Genomic DNA, 17,522 nt, shown 5'->3' on the forward strand with positions numbered 1-17,522 from the left:
CCTGATTGGCTAGCCGGTCACTCTGACCGGCTACGCTGGTAGACGACAAAGCTGTAGTCGTAAGGATTGTTGTCAGACGCGGAGAAATCTTCGCGTCCGATCTCTTCCCACTCGTCCCAGTTCACTTCCGGAAAGAAAGCATCTCCGTCCACCTCGGCGTGCACCTGGGTGATGTATATCCGGTCGACCATTGGCAGCGCTTCGGCATAGATCTGGCCACCACCAATAATCATCACTTCATCACCACCTTCCAGCTCCGCCTGGGCTTCGGCTTTCACCAACGCTTCACTCAGCGATGCCGCGGCAACGGTTCCGGCTGGCGCCTGCCATTCCGGATTTCTGGAAATCACCACGTTCATCCGCCCGGGCAAAGGCCGGCCGATGGAGTCCCAGGTCTTTCTACCCATGATAATGGGCTTGCCCATGGTGGCCTGCTTGAAGTAGCGCAGATCACCTGGCAGATACCAGGGCAGCTTGTTATTCCGGCCGATCACCCGGTTTCGGGCCATGGCTACGATAAGGGCCTTGCGCATAACGGGTTCCTTGCTCAAATCGCTATAGGGGCTTTGATCACGGGGTACGGGTCGTAACCTTCGAACTCGAAATCTTCCAGCTCGTAGCCAAAGATGGATTCCGGTTTACGTTTGATGACCAGCTTCGGCAGCGCGCGGGGTTCACGCCGGAGCTGTTCAAATACGATGTCGTCCGTCAGATGATTCCGGTACAAGTGGCAATCACCAAACGTGTGCACGAACTCACCCACCCCCAGATCACACTGCTGCGCAATCATATGGGTCAGCAAGGCATAGGACGCAATATTGAAGGGCACGCCCAGGAACAGGTCGGCGCTGCGCTGATAGAGCTGGCAAGACAACTTGCCGTCGGCGACATAGAACTGAAACAGACAGTGGCAAGGCGCCAGGGCCATACGCCCCTCCCGCACGTTGTCCTGCGGACTGATAGACTCATCCGGCAGCTCGGCCGGATTCCAGGCGGAGACGATCAGGCGCCGGGAGTTGGGCTTGGTGCGAATCTGCTCGATCACCTCGCTGATCTGGTCAATCACGCGGCCGTCGTGGCATTGCCAGCTGCGCCACTGCTTGCCGTAGATCGGACCGAGATCGCCGTTTTCCAGTGCCCACTCATTCCAGATGCTGACTTTGCGTTCCGTCAGCCAGGTGTTGTCGGTGGAGCCCTTGAGGAACCACAAGAGTTCATAAATGATGCTGCGCAGGTGGACCTTCTTGGTGGTCACCAGCGGGAAACCGTCCTGCAGATTGAAACGCATCTGGCGGCCGAACACCGAGCGGGTGCCCACGCCGGTGCGATCACCTTTGTCGAATCCGTTATCGACAACATCCTGCATCAGATCGAGATAGGCTTTCATTGGACGTTTCTCCGATAAGCAAGGAACATCAGGGCGGCGCCGGCGGCAATCATCGGTGCAGAGAGCACCTGCCCCATCGTCAACCAGTCAAAGGCCAGGTAACCCAACTGTGGATCTGGCTGGCGAACGAACTCCACCAGGAAACGGAAGATGCCATAGCACACCAGAAACAGGCCGGACACTGCCATTCTCGGGCGGGGCCTTGAGGAGAACCACCAGAGAATCACGAACAGGAGTACGCCTTCCAGCGCGAACTGATATAACTGTGACGGATGCCTGGCAAGGCTGTCTGGCGCCTGCGGAAAGACCATGCCCCAGGCTACGTCTGTCGGTTTGCCCCAGAGTTCGCCGTTTATGAAATTTCCGATTCGCCCGGCACCCAGCCCGACCGGGACCAAGGGCGCGACAAAATCGGCGATTTTCCAGAACCCGGCTCCGGTTTTTCGGCCATACCACCACATGGCCAGCATTACCCCCAGCAACCCGCCATGGAAAGACATACCGCCTTCCCAGACCCGGAGCAACCAGAGCGGGTCCGCAATAAAGGCATCGAAGTTGTAAAACACTACATAGCCAAAGCGGCCACCGAGAATCACGCCCAGGGCCATATAGAACAGCAGATCACCCACCTGCTCTTCCTGCAGTGGCGACCAGGGCTTGCGGGACCGAAGACGGCCCAGCCACCAGCCAGCAGCAAACCCGACCAGATAGGTCAGGCCGTACCAGTGAATTTTCAACGGCCCAAGGGCGATCGCCACCGGGTCAAACTGTGGATGTTGCAGCATGAATGCTCTCTCAGCTCAGAAGAAACCGTAAACCAACCAGAACCAGCATAATGGCAAAGATGCGTTTGAGCAGGCGCCCATCCAGACGATGGGCCAACCCGGCGCCGATTCGTGCAAAGAACACACTGGTGGCAACCACACCCACCAACGCCGGCAGGTAGATAAAACCAAGACTCAACTCGGGCAGATCGGGATCCTGCCAGCCGGTCCAGACATTGGCCAGGGCGCCCGCAACTGCAATCGGGAAGCCGCAAGCAGCCGAAGTCGCCACCGCCTGCTGCATTTTGACGTTGCACCAACTCAAATAGGGCACGGTCAGAGTGCCACCACCAATTCCGAAGATGGCCGATGCCCAGCCAATGATACCGCCGGCTGCCCCGAGCCCGGTGGTGCCCGGAACATCCCGCCCCGGCTTCGGATTGACCTCAAGAATCATCTTCAGTGCCACCAGAATGACGAACACCCCGATAATGGTTTCCAGCACCGGGCCACTCAGCATCGCAGCTGTCCAGGCACCAAGCACAGCACCAACCACAATACCAAAGGTCATGGGGCGAAACAGATCCCAGCGCACTGCGCCATGCTGGTGGTGGGTACGTATGGAACTGATGGAGGTAAAGACAATGGTGGCCAGAGACGTCCCCACGGCAAGATGGGCTGCAATCTCCGGGCTAATCCCCTGCAGCCCGAAACTGAAGATCAGTACCGGCACAATCACCAGACCGCCACCGATGCCAAAGAGACCGGCCATGGTGCCTGCCAATGCGCCCAATAAAAGATACAGTACGATGATGCCTATCATGCTCATGGTTACAGACCACCCCGGCTCAGATCAGGCTGGTATGATACGCAGGAATGCCAGCAACTTCAGCCCACGCATCCAAGGAATTCCGTTCACCCATGTGCCTAATTGCTTTTGCCATCGGCCAGAACCCCCGCTTTCCCCTGGTGGTTGCTGCCAACCGGGATGAATTCTTCCGCCGTCCCACGGCCGCCATGGACTGGTGGCAGGCCGACAGCGGTCAGCATTTGCTGGCCGGGAGAGACCTGGCTTCTGGCGGCACCTGGCTGGCCATCAGCGCGAACGGTCAGGTTGCCGCTGTTACCAATGTGCGGGAGGGTAGCCCCGAAACCGGTCGCTCCAGCCGCGGCGAACTGCCCGTTCGTGCCCTGGCTGAACCCGCCAGCGTATTGGGCGCTGCTCTAAACAGCGAACCCGATCGGTACGCTGGCTTTAATCTGGTGTCTCTGACAGAACGCGGTGGCTGGTATTACAGCAACCGCGACGCGCACCCCGGGCGCCAACTCTTCCGAGGCAGCTTTGGTCTTAGCAATCATCTTTTACAGACACCCTGGCCGAAACTGCTGCGCCTGAGAAAGGCCTTTGCCACCGCGGTTGAAGCTGCGAGCCACCGTACCGAAGACTTGCACAACCAACTCCTGCCTTTGCTTCAGGACACCAGCCCGGCGCCCGACGCCATGCTTCCCGATACTGGCGTAGGCATTGAGACCGAACGATTTCTATCGTCACCGTTCATTGTCGGCAGTGACTACGGCACACGGGCCACTACCATCGTCACACTGGACGCACAGGGCGAAGTCAGGGTGACAGAACAATCCTGGGGACCCAATGCCCAGGCCCTGGAAAAACGGCCATTCAGCTGGCAGCGATAGCAAACCGACTCTGTTATAATCCGCGCAATTTCCGAAACACCCGACCGGAGGTCGCCCCATGGCCGACGAGAACACCAGCAGCGCTTCCATAGCCGACTTTGAGAAATCCCTGAACGAACTGGAACAACTGGTTCGTGACCTGGAACAGGGCGAACTGTCCCTGGAACAATCACTGGCGGCTTTCGAGCGCGGCGTCAAGCTGACACGGGAGTGCCAGAGTGCCCTGAAATCCGCCGAACAGCGGGTCGAGCAGCTGGTGCAGAACAGTGACGGCACACTGGAAACCCGGCCTTTCTCAGCAGACGACGAGCAGTGATGGACCATCGCATCCGCCAGGCGGAGGCCTATCTGGACCAGTGCCGCCAACAGGTTGATCGGGAGCTGGACCGCTGCCTTGCCCGCCACGCCACCTCAGAACGGCTCCAGGAAACCATGCGTTACAGCGTTCTGGGCGGCGGCAAACGAGTGCGTCCGGCCCTGTGCATGGCTGCCGCCCGAGCCATGGGCAGCGACGAAAGCACGGCCCTGGCGCCAGCCTGCGCTCTGGAACTGATTCACGCCTATTCCCTGGTCCACGATGACTTGCCGGCCATGGACGATGACGATCTCCGCAGGGGCCGACCGACCGCTCACATTGCCTTTGACGAGGCTTCGGCCATTCTGGCCGGGGACGCGTTGCAAACACTGGCATTTGCGTTGCTGTCCGATGCGCCGGCGTTGTCAGATCGACAACGCGTGACCATGATCTCGGAGCTGGCCCGGGCCAGCGGTCATCAAGGCATGGTTGGCGGTCAGGCCATTGATCTGGAATCCGTTGGGCGACAGCTGAGCGTGGCGCAACTGGAAGCCATGCACCGGCACAAAACCGGCGCCCTGATCGAAGCCAGTGTTCGCCTGGGCGCACTAACCTCTGAAACCGTGACCGAGTGCCAGTTGAGCAACCTGACGGATTACGCCAGCGCACTGGGGCTCGCGTTTCAGGTGCAGGACGATCTTCTGGATATTGAGGGCGACACCGAGGTCATCGGAAAACGCCAGGGCTCTGATGCCGCCAGGGCAAAACCCACGTATCCGGCATTACTGGGTATCGAGGGAGCTCGCCAGCACCTGGCCCGACTGCTTGATGAAGCTCTGAGCGCACTGGAGAGCTTCGACTCGGAAGCCGACACCCTGAGGGCCATGGCTGACTACGTGGTGGCACGCAGCCACTGAACCATTTCAAGGCCAAGCATCACCATTTTGTAACAACTGGCCCGGGATGTATGAAACCGGGCCGCCTGTTCCCTTATAATGCCAGCCATAGAACCCACATTCCGATAAAGACCCGAGCTGATGCAGGACACATACATTTTCAGGGAAATCCCGTCGCAGCGACCCAATACGCCGTTGCTCGACCGGATAGACGTGCCATCCCAGCTGCGTGAACTGCCAGCGGAGGACTTGCCCCGGCTGGCCAGGGAATTGCGAGCGTTCTTGCTGTGGTCAGTGGGCCAGACCGGTGGTCATTTCGGCGCTGGCCTTGGCGTGCTCGAACTGACGGTGGCCCTGCACTACGTTTTCAATACCCCCGAAGACCGGCTGGTATGGGACGTCGGCCACCAGGCCTATCCCCACAAGATTCTGACCGGTCGCAAGGAACAAATGGGTAGCATTCGCCGTAAAGGAGGCCTGGCCGGCTTCCCGAAACGGGCAGAGAGCGAGTACGACACCTTCGGCGTAGGTCATTCGAGCACATCCATCAGCGCGGCACTGGGCATGGCAATCGCCGCCCGGATGCAGAAAACCGGCCGAAAGAGCATTGCCGTTATCGGGGATGGTGCCATGACCGCAGGCATGGCCTTTGAAGCCCTGAATCATGCCGGACACCTTCATGCCGACATGCTGGTGGTGCTGAACGACAACGACATGTCGATTTCACGCAACGTCGGCGGGCTTTCCAACTATTTCGCCAAGCTGCTCTCCAGCCGTACCTACAATCAGGTGCGCGACAGCAGCAAGAAGGTGCTCAAAGGCACCCCTCACCTGATGGCCCTGGCAAAGAAAACCGAAGAACATTTCAAGGGTATGATTGCGCCCGGCACGCTGTTTGAGGAGCTGGGGTTCAACTATATTGGCCCCATCGACGGCCACGACCTGCCCTTGCTGGTGGAAACCCTGGAGAACATCCGTGAGCTGGAAGGCCCGCAGTTCCTCCACGTGGTCACAACCAAAGGCAAAGGTTTTGCCCCTGCCGAAGCGGACCCGATTGGCTACCATGCCATCAACAAGATTGAACCGGTGCCCGCCAGCAAGCCGGAACCGGTGAAGCCGAAACCGGCCAGCCCGAAATATGCCAACGTCTTCGGGCAGTGGCTATGCGATGCCGCCGAACAGGACAGCCGGGTAGCCGGAATTACCCCCGCCATGTGCGAGGGTTCAGACCTGCTGGCCTTTTCAGAGCGTTTCCCGGATCGCTATTTTGATGTCGCCATTGCCGAGCAGCATGCGGTCACCCTGGCGGCAGGTCTGGCTTGCGATGGTGCCAAGCCGGTCGTGGCCATTTACTCAACATTTCTGCAGCGAGCCTATGACCAGTTGGTACACGATGTCGCCATCCAGAACCTGGATGTCCTGTTTGCCATTGATCGTGCGGGCCTGGTCGGCGAGGACGGCCCCACCCACGCTGGCGCCTTCGACATCAGCTATCTACGCTGCATTCCCAACATGCTGGTGATGACGCCGTCGGACGAAAACGAAACCCGGCAGCTACTGCACACCGGCCTTGAATACAGCGGCCCGGCTGCCGTTCGCTACCCCCGGGGTACCGGACCTGGGGCCGAAATCCAGCAGCAACTCACCCCACTGCCCATCGGCAAGGGCCGGCGCGTACGCGACGGTAGCGGTATTGCCATCCTTAATTTCGGCACCCTGTTGGCGCCGGGACTGGAGGCAGCAGAAGCCTTGGGCGCCACGGTCGCCGACATGCGCTTCGTCAAGCCTCTGGATGAGGCCCTGGTACTGGAACTGGCGGAAACCCACGACCTGCTGGTCACCCTGGAAGAAAACGTTATTGCCGGTGGCGCCGGCAGCGCGGTGACGGAATTCCTGAATGCCCGCCAGGTTTCCATGCCGGTATTACAACTGGGACTGCCAGATGCGTTCGTTGAACACGGTCAGCATAAGGAATTACTGCGGGACTGTGGGCTGGATGCCGAAGGCATTCTTCGCAGCATTGCCACGCGAATGGAGCAGCTCGGATACCCGACAGTGGTGGCGGCTAAATAACTCGGGAACGAAGGCGGATCACAACTGATCCGCCAGAGGCCGATCAGACCGGGTCGTCATCCTGGTGGGTTTCCAGCCAGTGGCCCAGTTTGCTCTGCTTGGTATTCAGGTAGTGCTCGTTGTGCGGATTGCGGCCCACATGCAGAGGCACTCGCTCGGCAATGTTAATGCCGTAGGATTCCAGCGCCTTCACCTTGCGCGGATTGTTGGTCATCAATCGCAGGCTTTTGATGCCCAGGTGCTCAAGCATGTCCTTGCACATGCTGTAATCCCGGAGATCTGCGCCAAAGCCCAGACGCTCATTCGCTTCCACTGTGTCGGCGCCCTGGTCCTGCAGACGGTAGGCCCGGATCTTGTTCAGCAATCCGATACCGCGGCCTTCCTGCCGCAAGTACATCAGAATACCCCGACCCTCCCGGGCGATACTGCGCAACGCTTCTTCCAGCTGATAACCACAGTCACAACGCATGCTGTACAGGGCATCGCCCGTCAGACACTCCGAGTGGGTCCGTGCCAGCAGTGGTTCTGCGCTATCAATGTCCCCCAACGTCAGCGCCACATGCTCCTTCCCGGTGTCCGGCTCCTCAAAGCCGTGCATATCAAACACACCAAAGGGGGTGGGCAAACGGCAGGTTTCAATGTAACGAACAGCCACTGTGTTTCCTCGTGGTTCGGACAAATTGGGCGGGCATTCTATCATGCGGCTGCTTGCCTGGCGTAGTGTCGACACAGTTCCCCTCCGGATTATGCAGTACCCGAAAGGTTACGGTCGCCGCCAAGCTTCAGATCATTGCTCCCGGGCCTGCCAGTGGCCGGAGCGGCCGCCTTTCTTTTCCAGCAGACGCAGATTATCGATCACCATACCTTTGTCGACCGCCTTACACATATCGTAAATGGTCAGGGCGGCCACACTCGCGGCCGTCAGCGCTTCCATTTCAACACCGGTCTGACCGGCCAGTTTGCACCGGGTCTCGATCGCCACGGAGGCGCCATCATTGCCAGCCCTCAGTTCGACTTTCACGGAGGTCAGGTTAAGCGCATGGCACAGGGGAATCAGGTCGTGGGTTCGTTTCGCAGCCATGATGCCTGCTATTCTGGCCGTCGCCAGCACATCCCCCTTGGGGTGCTCACCTTCCAGGATCATTCTCAGGGTTTCCGGAGCCATCCGGACACAGGCTTCGGCTCTGGCCTCACGTTCCGTCACCGCTTTGTCGGTGACATCCACCATTCGGGCTTCACCCTTGTCATCCAGATGGGTCAGTTTTGTCACAGAAAACTCCGATTGATCTGTTGAAGAGGTTACTTTGGCATGGCCCGGGCCTGGTTGGAATCCGTAATCGCCCCGGGCCACAGATGGCTACCACCAGAAACCGATACCAGCCACGCCCTGGCCACCAAGCGCGCGGGCCCGGGACTGGTGCTCAGGTCCGAGACCTCCGATACCGTAAACCGGCACATTTGCCGTTGCGGCCAACGCCTGAAAAGCAGCCCACCCGATTCCGGGCTGCCCCGGATGGCTGGGCGTCTCCAGTACATTTCCCAGGACCACGTAATCCGCCCCCAGGCGCTCTGCATGGCGCAATTGCTCAGCACTATGGCAGGACACACCCAACCAGTAATCGTCGCTGAAAGGGCGTTCTGAATACTGCTGCGCCTCGCGCCAGGGCAGGTGAACGCCCTGGACGTCTGGAACGGCCCGACACAGGTCTGCCGCCCCATGCAGAATCAACCCGAGGCCCCTTTCCCGGCACCCGCCCAGAGCCGCTGCGGCCAGCTCAAGGTACGCAGCCCCTGAGAGGGTCGGAGCGCGAAGCACCACCAGTGAATCCGGCTGCCCCCGGTCGAGAGCGGCACCGAGTCTGGCCAGGCCTGCCGGCGCTTCCTCAATCGTTCCGGTAATCGCAAGCCGGTGGGGCAATCGCAGCGCCCTGATGATAGGCCGGTTGGCGGCGGGAAACTCTTCGTCCTTGAGCGCCTCCGGAGCCAGCCAGCTGACCGGCTGACCTTCTCTGCCCTCCGGCTCGCCCTGAGCCGCGTGGCTTGACCAGACATCAAGAAACACACACTTGTCGCCGTAGTCATGGCGTATGCCAATCACTGGCTCCAGGCTATCCTCAGTCAGCACCAGCCCGGTCTCTTCGGCGATTTCCCGACACAGGGCCTGCTGGACAGTTTCTCCGGGCTCCACCTTGCCGCCCGGAAACTCCAGCAAGCCCCCCTGATGGGCGGTGTCCGGGCGCCGTGCAATCAGGACACGACCATCGCGAACGATCACGCCCACCGCCACATGAACGGTCTTGCGGGCAGCGGGGCGGCCGTCGGCAGTCTCAGGTACGGTATTCAGCATTGATAGTCACGTAATCATGGGAAAAATCACAGGTCCAGACCGTTTCCCGAACAGTGCCCCGCTTCAGGTCAATGGCAATGGTGATCTCTTCCTGATCCATCACCGCCTGGCCTCGAGCCTCGGAGTAATCGTCGGCGCGACCACCATTGCGCACCAGGCAGACATCGCCCAGGTAGATTTCCAGGGCGTTCAAATCCAGATTCTCCACGCCGGCACGGCCAACGGCCGCCAGGATACGCCCCCAGTTCGGGTCTGAGGCGAACAGGGCTGTTTTCACCAGCGGGGAGTGCGCCACGGTGTAGGCCACATCCAGCGCTTCTTGCTGGTTGGCTGCGCCACTGACATCGATGGTCACAAATTTGGTGGCGCCCTCTCCATCCCGGACAATGGCGTGGGCCAGTTCCAGGTACACCTCCTGCAGGGCCGCCCGCAATGCCGGCAGCAGCGGGCTATCGGCGGCAATTTCAGGCCCGCCATACTGGCCGCTGGCCATCAGCATGCAGGCATCATTGGTGGAGGTGTCGCCATCAATGGTAATGCGGTTAAAAGACTTCTCGCCAAGCTCAGAAGCCAGCGTTTGCAAAACCTCCGGCGTCAGACGGGCATCGGTGGCGATGAAGCCGAGCATGGTGGCCATGTTGGGGCGAATCATACCCGCGCCCTTGCTGATTCCGGAAATGGTTACCCGGTGGCCATCCAGATCCAGCTGCCGCGAAGTGCCTTTAGGGCGGGTATCGGTGGTCATGATGCCGGATGCCGCCTCTGCCCAGCGGTCTTCCCGGGTTTCGGCCAGAGCCGCAGGCAGCGCACTGACGATCTTGGCAACCGGCAATGGCTCTCCAATCACCCCGGTAGAGAACGGCAATACCTGGCTGGCAGAAATGCCCGCCTCTTTCGCCAGCGCCTCGCAGCAGGCCGCGGCGTCCGCCAGGCCCCGTTCGCCGGTACCGGCGTTGGCATTGCCGGTATTGATCAGCAGATAGCGCGGAACCTCCTGGGACAGGTGACGGCGGCTGAGGACCACTGGGGCCGCACAGAACTGGTTGCGGGTAAAAATACCCGCTACGCGGGTTTCCGGCGCCAGCTCAAACACCACTATGTCTTTTCTGCCGGGCTTCTTGATCCCCGCACTGGCAATGCCCAGCTTGATTCCCGCCACCGGGAAGAAATCGGGTAAGGTTCCGGGACCTACCGCCATGCCTGTCTCCTTGATTTTTCCTGATCTTCAAACGACAGAACCCGCAAGCGCCAGCGTACTGGCGAATTGCGGGTTCTGGTTTCCGGCTACTCGGTGGCTGGTCAGCTCACCTTTCCGCAGCACTGCTTGTACTTTTTGCCAGACCCGCAGGGGCAGGGCTCGTTTCGGCCGACCTTGCGCTCCTGGCGGACAAAGGTCTCCGGGGTGGTCTGCTGGCCCTGCTGGCCACCGTCACCCTCCCCTTCTGCCTGGGCGGCACTGGCCTGCTCGTGGCGGAGTTTGGCGCGAGCCATTTCCCGCTCCAGCTCTTCCTTGCGTCGACGTTCAATTTCCGCCATTTCTTCCTGGCTCTGAACCCGCACGTGGCACAGCACCCGGGTAACGTCACGCTTCATGGTATCGAGCATGGTTTCGAACAGGTTAAACGCCTCGCGCTTGTATTCCTGCTTCGGGTTCTTCTGGGCGTAGCCACGCAGATGGATACCCCGGCGCAGGTGATCCATGTTGGACAAGTGCTCCTTCCACAGGGTATCGAGCACCTGCAGGAACACCTGCTTCTCGAACTTGCGCATGGCCTCGGCACCGGCCACTTCTTCCTTGGCCTTGTACTCAGCCACAATGGCATCAAGAATCTTCTGGCGAAGATTATCTTCATACAGCTTGTTGTCGTCCTTCAGCCACTGCTGGATGGGCAGCTCAATTGCCATCTCGGACTGCAGCTGAGCCTCCAGCCCCTGCACATCCCACTGCTCGGGCATGCTTTGCGGCGGAATAAACTCACTGACCACCGAATCCACCACGTCTTCGCGGATGGTATCGATCATCTCGGAAATGTCGTTGGACGCCATCACCTCGTTGCGCTGCTCGTAGATGACCGTACGCTGATCGTTGGCCACGTCGTCGTATTCAAGCAGCGTTTTACGCATATCGAAGTTGCGGCCTTCGACCTTGCGCTGCGACTTTTCAATGGCATTGGTGACCATCCGGTGCTCGATGGCTTCACCTTTCTTCATGCCCATGGCCTGCATCAGATTCTTCACGCGCTCCGGCGCAAAGATCCGCATCAGGTTGTCTTCCAGCGACAGGAAGAATCGGGAGGAACCCGGATCGCCCTGGCGACCGGCACGACCGCGGAGCTGGTTATCAATCCGGCGGGATTCGTGGCGCTCGGTACCGATGATGTGCAGGCCGCCGGCGTCCAGTACCTGGTTGTGGCGCTCAGTCCACTCCGCCTTCATGCGAGCCACTTCCTCTTCCGAGGGATTATCCAGGGCTGCGACTTCATATTCCCAGTTACCACCGAGGACAATATCGGTACCCCTACCCGCCATGTTGGTGGCAATGGTAACCGCACCCGGCCGCCCGGCCTGGGCAATAATCAGGGCTTCGGATTCGTGCTGTTTGGCGTTCAGGATCTTGTGGTCAATCCGCGCCTTCTTCAGCAGCATGGACAGAAGCTCGGAGGCCTCGATGGACGCCGTACCCACCAGAATAGGCCGCCCTTCTGCGGTCACATCCTTGATTTCATCGATAATGGCGTGGAATTTCTCTTCCTGGGTCAGGTACACCAGGTCGTTGTAATCAATCCGCTGGATCGGTTTATTCGGCGGAATCACCACCACGTCCAGGCCGTAGATCTGGCGGAATTCGAAGGCCTCGGTATCCGCCGTACCGGTCATACCGGCCAGCTTGTCGTACAGACGGAAATAGTTCTGGAAGGTAGTCGACGCCAGCGTCTGGCTTTCGGCCTGAATCTTGAGCCCTTCTTTTGCTTCAATCGCCTGATGCAAACCTTCGCTCCACCGGCGACCGGGCATGGTTCGGCCGGTGTGTTCGTCCACGATCACCACCTGACCGCCCTGAACAATGTAATCCACGTCTTTCTGGAACAGGTGGTGGGCGCGGAGTGCCGAGTGTACATGGTGCAGCAGGCTCAGATTGGCAGCCGAATACAGGCTTTCGCCCTCTTTCAGCAAGCCCTGGCCAAGCAGCAGATCTTCGACCTTCTCGTGACCGGCTTCGGTCAGTTCAACCTGGCGCGATTTCTCGTCAATGGTAAAGTCACCGGAGGATTCACCTTCCTCACTGACCTCGCCCTTCTCAAGACTCGGCACCAGAGCATTGACGGCCTGATACAGCTTGGAAGAATCCTCGGCGGCACCGGAAATAATGAGCGGGGTACGGGCCTCGTCGATCAGGATGGAATCCACTTCATCAACAATGGCAAAGTGGAGACCGCGCTGAACCTTGTCCTCAATACTGAAGGCCATGTTGTCGCGCAGGTAGTCGAAACCGAACTCGTTATTGGTACCGTAGGTGATATCGGCCTGGTAGGCGGCACGCTTTTCTTCCTGTGGCTGGCCAGACGCCACTACCCCCACCTGCATGCCCAGAAAACGGTACAGCTTGCCCATCCAGTCGGCATCACGGCGGGCCAGGTAATCGTTCACGGTTACGACGTGCACGCCTTTGCCGGGAAGCGCATTCAGGTAGACTGCGGCGGTTGCCACCAGGGTTTTACCTTCACCGGTCTTCATTTCGGCGATTCGGCCCTCGTGCAGGGTCATGCCGCCGATGAGCTGAACATCGTAGTGGCGCATGCCCATCACCCGGCGGCTGGCCTCCCGCACCGTGGCAAAGACTTCCGGCAGCAGGCTGTCCAGCGCTTCGCCTTCATCAAGCCTGCGCCGGAACTCAGCAGTCTTGCCTTGCAACTCGGTGTCAGACAACGCGCCAAACTGTTCTTCAAGTTCATTGATGCGCGTGACAACTTTGCGCATCCTCTTGATTTCTCTGGCGTTCTTACTGCCGAACATCTTGGTTGCAAGCTTTGTGAACATAGACCACTGCTTCTTCAGTTAAACGGAGGAAGCCGGCATTCTAACCTTATTTGGCGACAGGACAAAAGGCGGGGTTCACGGGAATGGAATCAGCGGCTTGCACGCTGGATGTATTTCACCGGATTTTCGGATTTACCATTGCGGATAACTTCAAAATGCACGTGGGGGCCGGTGGAACGACCGGTGCTGCCCATCAATGCAACAACCTGGCTTTTCTGCACCACATCCCCAACCTCAACTTTGATGGTCTTGGCGTGGGCATAGCGGGTAACCAGGCCATCACCGTGGTCGATTTCAACCAGGTTTCCGTAGCCATAGCGTTCGTCCGCCCAGGTTACAACACCGGCGGCCACGGCAATAATGTCGCTGCCTTCCTTGCCGGCCAGATCAACACCGGCATGCCATGTACGTTTTCCGGTAAAAGGATCCGAGCGGTATCCGTATTTGGACGAGAGCCAGCCCCAGGTGATCGGCCGCCCCTGCACATAGAGCTCATCTTCCAGCTTTTTGCGGGAAGCGACTTTATCGAGCAGGCGCAGTTGCTTTTCACGATCGTTGATCTGCTGTTCCAGCTGATTGATCATGTCCGTCAGCTCGGGAGCCGTGTAGGAATCCCCGGGTAGCGCATCTTCTTCGGGGCCACCAACCGCTGCCGGCTTGTCAAAATTGAATTCATCGCTGGCGACCATGCCGGTTTCCACGAATCGCTGGCCGAGCGCATCCAGGCGCAGCAGACGACCCTGAATCTGGCCCAGCCGAAGGGTCAGCGCATCAATCTGCTGCTGCACGTTCTCACGAACCCGGGCGACTTCGTCCTTCTGATCTTGCAGCCTTTCTTTCCAGCCGGCCACAAGCTCAGACTCGGTGGGTTGCCGAGCTTCAAACTGACTGATCGCCACCTGATAGCCAGCCCATCCGGCTGCCGCCAGCGTGGCCAACACCAGAAAGACCAGGCCACACAACAGCGGCCCATTCAGCGGTATTGCCCTGGACTGACCGTGACGTTTGCCTACGAAAATTACGTTCATATCGTCTTTCGGTTTCATTGTTGAGCCGCAACCGTATCCCTGTAGTGCTGCGACCCGGAAATATTCCGAGCGGGTCTGCTATCCTTGGCAACAACTACGTACTGAATAATCGCAGCGCCCGGTAGACTCTCTCACTCGTGACAATGTAAAACGAGAGTAACAATGGCGCTACGCACAAAGCGTGCCGAAGTGTAACCAATCGTAAACAGGCTCGTCGAGAAAAAAGCGACCATGACGGAAAAAAATGATCAAAAAATGATCTTTGGCAAAGGGTCGGCTGGCAACAATACGCTGAAAGAGCTGATGTCCAAAGCCGAACTGCACCTGCAGGCCGAACAACTGGTACTCGCGGCCATTCCCGCAGAACTGTCCGAGGGTACCCGATTTGTCAGCTGCCGGGAGGGGGAACTGGTGCTGTCCACTGATAACGCGAGCAAAGCCACGCGACTGCGCTTCCGCCAGCACGAGATCATGTCGGCACTGAGGGAGAATGAACTGTTCCGCTACGTCTGGAAGGTCAGAATCAAGGTCAGCCCACCCAGATTCGCCAGCCGACGCAAACTGGTAAAAGAGCCGCTCAGCAAAGAAAATGCCCGGCTCCTCCAGGAGGAAGCCGGGCACACGAAGGATAAAGCTCTACGCGAGGTTCTCGAAAAACTCGCCAGCCACGTCCGGGATTAAGGCTTCCCGCCTTAACCCGCCGCCAGCACAGGTTTCATGTAAGAGATAGGCGCAGTGGCTTCATCATCGAAGGTCACTACTTCCCATGCATCTTCTTCTGCCCTGAGCTTGCGCAGCAGCTTGTTGTTCAGGTCGTGACCTGATTTGATACCACGGAACTCACCAATCAGGCTGTTGCCCAACAGATAGAGATCGCCGATGGCATCCAGTACCTTGTGCTTGACGAACTCGTCATCGTAGCGGAGACCGTCCTCATTGAGGATCTTGTAGTCGTCCACCACAATCGCATTATCCACGCTGCCACCCAGTGCCAGGTTCATCGCTCGCAGCTTTTCGATATCACGCATGAACCCGAAGGTTCTGGCGCGGGACACTTCCTTCACAAAGGAGGTGCTGGAAAAGTCCACGGTCGCTGTCTGGGCACGGCCCTTGAAGACCGGGTGATCAAAATCAATCCCGAAGCTCACCTTGAAGCCTTCGAACGGCAGGAAGGTGGCTTTTTTGTCGCCCTCTTCCACAGTGACTTCGCGCTTGATGCGGATAAAACGCTTGGCCGCTTCCTGCTCGGAGATACCGGCAGACTGAAGCAGGAAGACGAACGGCCCGGCAGAGCCATCCATGATCGGCACTTCTGCAGCGCTGAGCTCGACAAAACAGTTGTCGATGCCGAGACCAGCCATGGCGGAGAGCAGATGCTCTACCGTCGCCACACGGACACCGTCTTTTACCAGCGTCGTGGACAGCATGGTCTCACCCACATTCTCCGCACAGGCACGGATTTCGACCATCGGGTCGAGGTCCGTGCGGCGGAAGATGATCCCCGTGTCGACGGGTGCTGGCTTCAGGGTCAGGTATACCTTTTCCCCGGAATGCAGGCCAACACCGGTCGCGCGGATGGTGTTTTTGAGTGTCCGTTGTCTGATCATCGGTTCATTATTCCGTCACAAAAAGTCGATATTCTGAGCAAAAAACTGCCCGGAGAATATCAGAATTCAAGACTGAGTACCATTTAACCAACATGACTTTACTTAACTTTTGCAATAGTCATGAGCTATGGCGTATCAGCTCAACTTAGGCGGAAGCTTTTGCTTTCTGATTCACAGTAAAGCCAGCTCTGCCACGGTTGAAACAGATTATCAATCAGCCTGCCGGCGAAGGAATGCGGGAATATCGAGATAGTCCACACCCTGCTCTTCGCTTTCTTTGCTCTGATCCAGCGCCACATTACCCTGGGCAACCGCACGACGACGCAACACGGCCGGACGATCCAGCTGGTTGTAATCGGTCTTGCCATCGAGGGTACGGGTGTTGTCCACCACCTTGGTCGGTTTCTCGCGCTCGCCACCCAGGCCAGTCGCCACAACAGTAACCTTGAGCTCGTCGGTCATTTCCGGATCGATCACAGTGCCGACCACCACAGTGGCTGAATCGGACGCGAATTCGCGCACAATGTCGCCCACTTCGGAGAACTCGCCCAGGTTCAGGTCCATACCAGCGGTGATATTGACCAGAATACCCTTGGCACCCTGCAGGTTGATATCTTCGAGCAGCGGGCTGCGAACCGCGGCTTCTGCAGCTTCACGCGCACGATTCTCGCCGGTGGCGCGACCGGTACCCATCATCGCCATGCCCATCTCGGACATAACCGTTTTCACGTCGGCAAAGTCGACGTTGATCATACCGTTGCGGGTAATCAGGTCAGCAATGCCCTGAACCGCACCCAGCAACACATCATTGGCGGAGGCAAAGGCATCCAGCAGGCTGGTTTTCTTGCCCATGACTGCCAACAGCTTTTCATTGGGAATGGTAATCAGGGAGTCAACGCTCTCTTCCAGTTCCTTCAGACCGGCTTCAGCCACGCTCATGCGCTTGCCGCCTTCAAACTGGAACGGCTTGGTAACCACCGCAACCGTAAGGATACCCAGCTCACGGGCAACTTCAGCAACCACGGGGGCTGCTCCGGTGCCGGTACCGCCACCCATGCCGGCGGTGATGAACACCATATCGGAGCCGCTCAGAGCTTCGGCAATACGGTCGCGATCTTCCAGTGCAGACTGGCGACCGACTTCCGGATTGGCACCCGCACCCAGGCCCTTGGTGATGTTGCCACCCAGCTGAATAATCTGACGTGCGTCCAGGTCCTTCAGGGCCTGGGCATCTGTGTTGGCGCAGATAAATTCAACGCCTTCCACGTCGCTGTTGAGCATGTGACGAACGGCGTTGCCACCGCCACCGCCAACACCGACGACCTTGATAACTGCGTTCTGCTGAACATTATCAACGAGTTCAAACATTTCCCCTACTCCTTCGTGCTGTGT

Annotated in this window: 16 protein-coding genes and 1 pseudogene; 5 read left to right on the forward strand and 12 right to left on the reverse strand. The window is 58.7% G+C overall.

Annotation, left to right across the window (positions count from 1 at the left end; all coding sequences use genetic code 11):
* Positions 1-17: 17 nt before the first annotated feature.
* Genes Q674_RS31090 through Q674_RS31105 form a run of 4 tightly spaced genes read right to left on the reverse strand, consistent with a single transcriptional unit; the run spans position 18 to position 2,980 of the window.
* Positions 18-533, reverse strand: a complete 516-nt coding sequence (locus Q674_RS31090) for a dihydrofolate reductase (RefSeq protein ID WP_023008902.1) — start codon at positions 531-533, stop codon at positions 18-20.
* Between the two features lie 14 nt (positions 534-547).
* A complete protein-coding gene (locus Q674_RS31095) occupies positions 548-1,387 on the reverse strand; it encodes a thymidylate synthase (protein ID WP_023008903.1) in 840 nt (279 codons plus the stop codon).
* Positions 1,384-2,172: a prolipoprotein diacylglyceryl transferase gene (gene lgt / locus Q674_RS31100; RefSeq protein ID WP_023008904.1), complete on the reverse strand. Its 789-nt coding sequence runs from the start codon at positions 2,170-2,172 to the stop codon at positions 1,384-1,386. The genes Q674_RS31095 and lgt overlap by 4 nt, the downstream gene beginning before the upstream one ends.
* 10 nt (positions 2,173-2,182) lie before the next feature.
* Positions 2,183-2,980 carry a sulfite exporter TauE/SafE family protein gene (locus Q674_RS31105; protein WP_023008905.1) on the reverse strand — a complete coding sequence of 266 codons (798 nt, stop codon included), beginning with the start codon at positions 2,978-2,980 and terminating at the stop codon, positions 2,183-2,185.
* A gap of 92 nt (positions 2,981-3,072) precedes the next feature.
* On the opposite strand from Q674_RS31105, the gene Q674_RS31110 reads away from it, so the two are divergent.
* The 4 genes from Q674_RS31110 (at position 3,073) to dxs (ending at position 7,110) form a co-directional block, all read left to right on the forward strand.
* Positions 3,073-3,846 carry an NRDE family protein gene (locus tag Q674_RS31110; RefSeq protein WP_023008906.1) on the forward strand — a complete coding sequence of 258 codons (774 nt, stop codon included), beginning with the start codon at positions 3,073-3,075 and terminating at the stop codon, positions 3,844-3,846.
* Positions 3,847-3,904: 58 nt separating this feature from the next.
* The gene (locus Q674_RS31115) at positions 3,905-4,162 is read left to right on the forward strand and encodes an exodeoxyribonuclease VII small subunit (protein ID WP_023008907.1); all 258 of its coding nucleotides are present in this window, start codon (positions 3,905-3,907) and stop codon (positions 4,160-4,162) included.
* Positions 4,162-5,058: a (2E,6E)-farnesyl diphosphate synthase gene (ispA, locus tag Q674_RS31120; RefSeq protein WP_014420646.1), complete on the forward strand. Its 897-nt coding sequence runs from the start codon at positions 4,162-4,164 to the stop codon at positions 5,056-5,058. Before Q674_RS31115 ends, ispA begins: the two co-directional genes overlap by 1 nt.
* A gap of 120 nt (positions 5,059-5,178) precedes the next feature.
* Positions 5,179-7,110, forward strand: a complete 1,932-nt coding sequence (dxs, locus tag Q674_RS31125; RefSeq protein ID WP_023008908.1) for a 1-deoxy-D-xylulose-5-phosphate synthase — start codon at positions 5,179-5,181, stop codon at positions 7,108-7,110.
* 43 nt (positions 7,111-7,153) lie between these two features.
* Here dxs and ribA read toward each other — a convergent pair whose 3' ends face one another.
* The 6 genes from ribA to Q674_RS31155 all read right to left on the reverse strand — a co-directional run bounded on the left by ribA (position 7,154) and on the right by Q674_RS31155 (position 14,523).
* The gene (gene ribA / locus Q674_RS31130; protein ID WP_014420644.1) at positions 7,154-7,765 is read right to left on the reverse strand and encodes a GTP cyclohydrolase II; all 612 of its coding nucleotides are present in this window, start codon (positions 7,763-7,765) and stop codon (positions 7,154-7,156) included.
* Between the two features lie 132 nt (positions 7,766-7,897).
* Positions 7,898-8,380, reverse strand: coding sequence for a cyclic pyranopterin monophosphate synthase MoaC (moaC, locus tag Q674_RS31135; RefSeq protein ID WP_031210140.1), 483 nt, complete (start codon positions 8,378-8,380; stop codon positions 7,898-7,900).
* Between the two features lie 87 nt (positions 8,381-8,467).
* Positions 8,468-9,457 carry a Nudix family hydrolase gene (locus tag Q674_RS31140; protein ID WP_023008909.1) on the reverse strand — a complete coding sequence of 330 codons (990 nt, stop codon included), beginning with the start codon at positions 9,455-9,457 and terminating at the stop codon, positions 8,468-8,470.
* A complete protein-coding gene (gene argJ / locus Q674_RS31145) occupies positions 9,438-10,655 on the reverse strand; it encodes a bifunctional glutamate N-acetyltransferase/amino-acid acetyltransferase ArgJ (protein WP_023008910.1) in 1,218 nt (405 codons plus the stop codon). Before argJ ends, Q674_RS31140 begins: the two co-directional genes overlap by 20 nt.
* A 101-nt stretch (positions 10,656-10,756) precedes the next feature.
* A complete protein-coding gene (gene secA, locus Q674_RS31150) occupies positions 10,757-13,495 on the reverse strand; it encodes a preprotein translocase subunit SecA (RefSeq protein ID WP_023008911.1) in 2,739 nt (912 codons plus the stop codon).
* Positions 13,496-13,584: 89 nt separating this feature from the next.
* Positions 13,585-14,523: a M23 family metallopeptidase gene (locus Q674_RS31155; RefSeq protein ID WP_227501214.1), complete on the reverse strand. Its 939-nt coding sequence runs from the start codon at positions 14,521-14,523 to the stop codon at positions 13,585-13,587.
* A 231-nt stretch (positions 14,524-14,754) separates the two neighbouring features.
* On the opposite strand from Q674_RS31155, the gene Q674_RS31160 reads away from it, so the two are divergent.
* Positions 14,755-15,204 carry a DUF721 domain-containing protein gene (locus tag Q674_RS31160; protein WP_023008913.1) on the forward strand — a complete coding sequence of 150 codons (450 nt, stop codon included), beginning with the start codon at positions 14,755-14,757 and terminating at the stop codon, positions 15,202-15,204.
* An 11-nt stretch (positions 15,205-15,215) separates the two neighbouring features.
* Here Q674_RS31160 and lpxC read toward each other — a convergent pair whose 3' ends face one another.
* Positions 15,216-16,130, reverse strand: coding sequence for a UDP-3-O-acyl-N-acetylglucosamine deacetylase (gene lpxC, locus Q674_RS31165; RefSeq protein WP_011785905.1), 915 nt, complete (start codon positions 16,128-16,130; stop codon positions 15,216-15,218).
* A 378-nt stretch (positions 16,131-16,508) separates the two neighbouring features.
* Positions 16,509-17,498 (reverse strand): annotated as a pseudogene (gene ftsZ, locus Q674_RS31170) (cell division protein FtsZ); the annotation flags it as partial.
* Between the last annotated feature and the right edge of the window lie 24 nt (positions 17,499-17,522).

This window comes from Marinobacter sp. EVN1, from assembly GCF_000475375.1.
Classification (GTDB): Bacteria; Pseudomonadota; Gammaproteobacteria; order Pseudomonadales; family Oleiphilaceae; genus Marinobacter; species Marinobacter nauticus.

Coding starts and splice junctions, on each gene's coding strand:
- Q674_RS31090 (WP_023008902.1), bottom strand. CDS start 533: ATGCGCAAGGCCCTTATCGTAGCCATGGCCCGAAACCGGGTGATCGGC.
- Q674_RS31095 (WP_023008903.1), bottom strand. CDS start 1,387: ATGAAAGCCTATCTCGATCTGATGCAGGATGTTGTCGATAACGGATTC.
- lgt (WP_023008904.1), bottom strand. CDS start 2,172: ATGCTGCAACATCCACAGTTTGACCCGGTGGCGATCGCCCTTGGGCCG.
- Q674_RS31105 (WP_023008905.1), bottom strand. CDS start 2,980: ATGAGCATGATAGGCATCATCGTACTGTATCTTTTATTGGGCGCATTG.
- Q674_RS31110 (WP_023008906.1), top strand. CDS start 3,073: ATGTGCCTAATTGCTTTTGCCATCGGCCAGAACCCCCGCTTTCCCCTG.
- Q674_RS31115 (WP_023008907.1), top strand. CDS start 3,905: ATGGCCGACGAGAACACCAGCAGCGCTTCCATAGCCGACTTTGAGAAA.
- ispA (WP_014420646.1), top strand. CDS start 4,162: ATGGACCATCGCATCCGCCAGGCGGAGGCCTATCTGGACCAGTGCCGC.
- dxs (WP_023008908.1), top strand. CDS start 5,179: ATGCAGGACACATACATTTTCAGGGAAATCCCGTCGCAGCGACCCAAT.
- Q674_RS31140 (WP_023008909.1), bottom strand. CDS start 9,457: ATGCTGAATACCGTACCTGAGACTGCCGACGGCCGCCCCGCTGCCCGC.
- argJ (WP_023008910.1), bottom strand. CDS start 10,655: ATGGCGGTAGGTCCCGGAACCTTACCCGATTTCTTCCCGGTGGCGGGA.
- secA (WP_023008911.1), bottom strand. CDS start 13,495: ATGTTCACAAAGCTTGCAACCAAGATGTTCGGCAGTAAGAACGCCAGA.
- Q674_RS31155 (WP_227501214.1), bottom strand. CDS start 14,523: ATGAACGTAATTTTCGTAGGCAAACGTCACGGTCAGTCCAGGGCAATA.
- Q674_RS31160 (WP_023008913.1), top strand. CDS start 14,755: ATGACGGAAAAAAATGATCAAAAAATGATCTTTGGCAAAGGGTCGGCT.
- lpxC (WP_011785905.1), bottom strand. CDS start 16,130: ATGATCAGACAACGGACACTCAAAAACACCATCCGCGCGACCGGTGTT.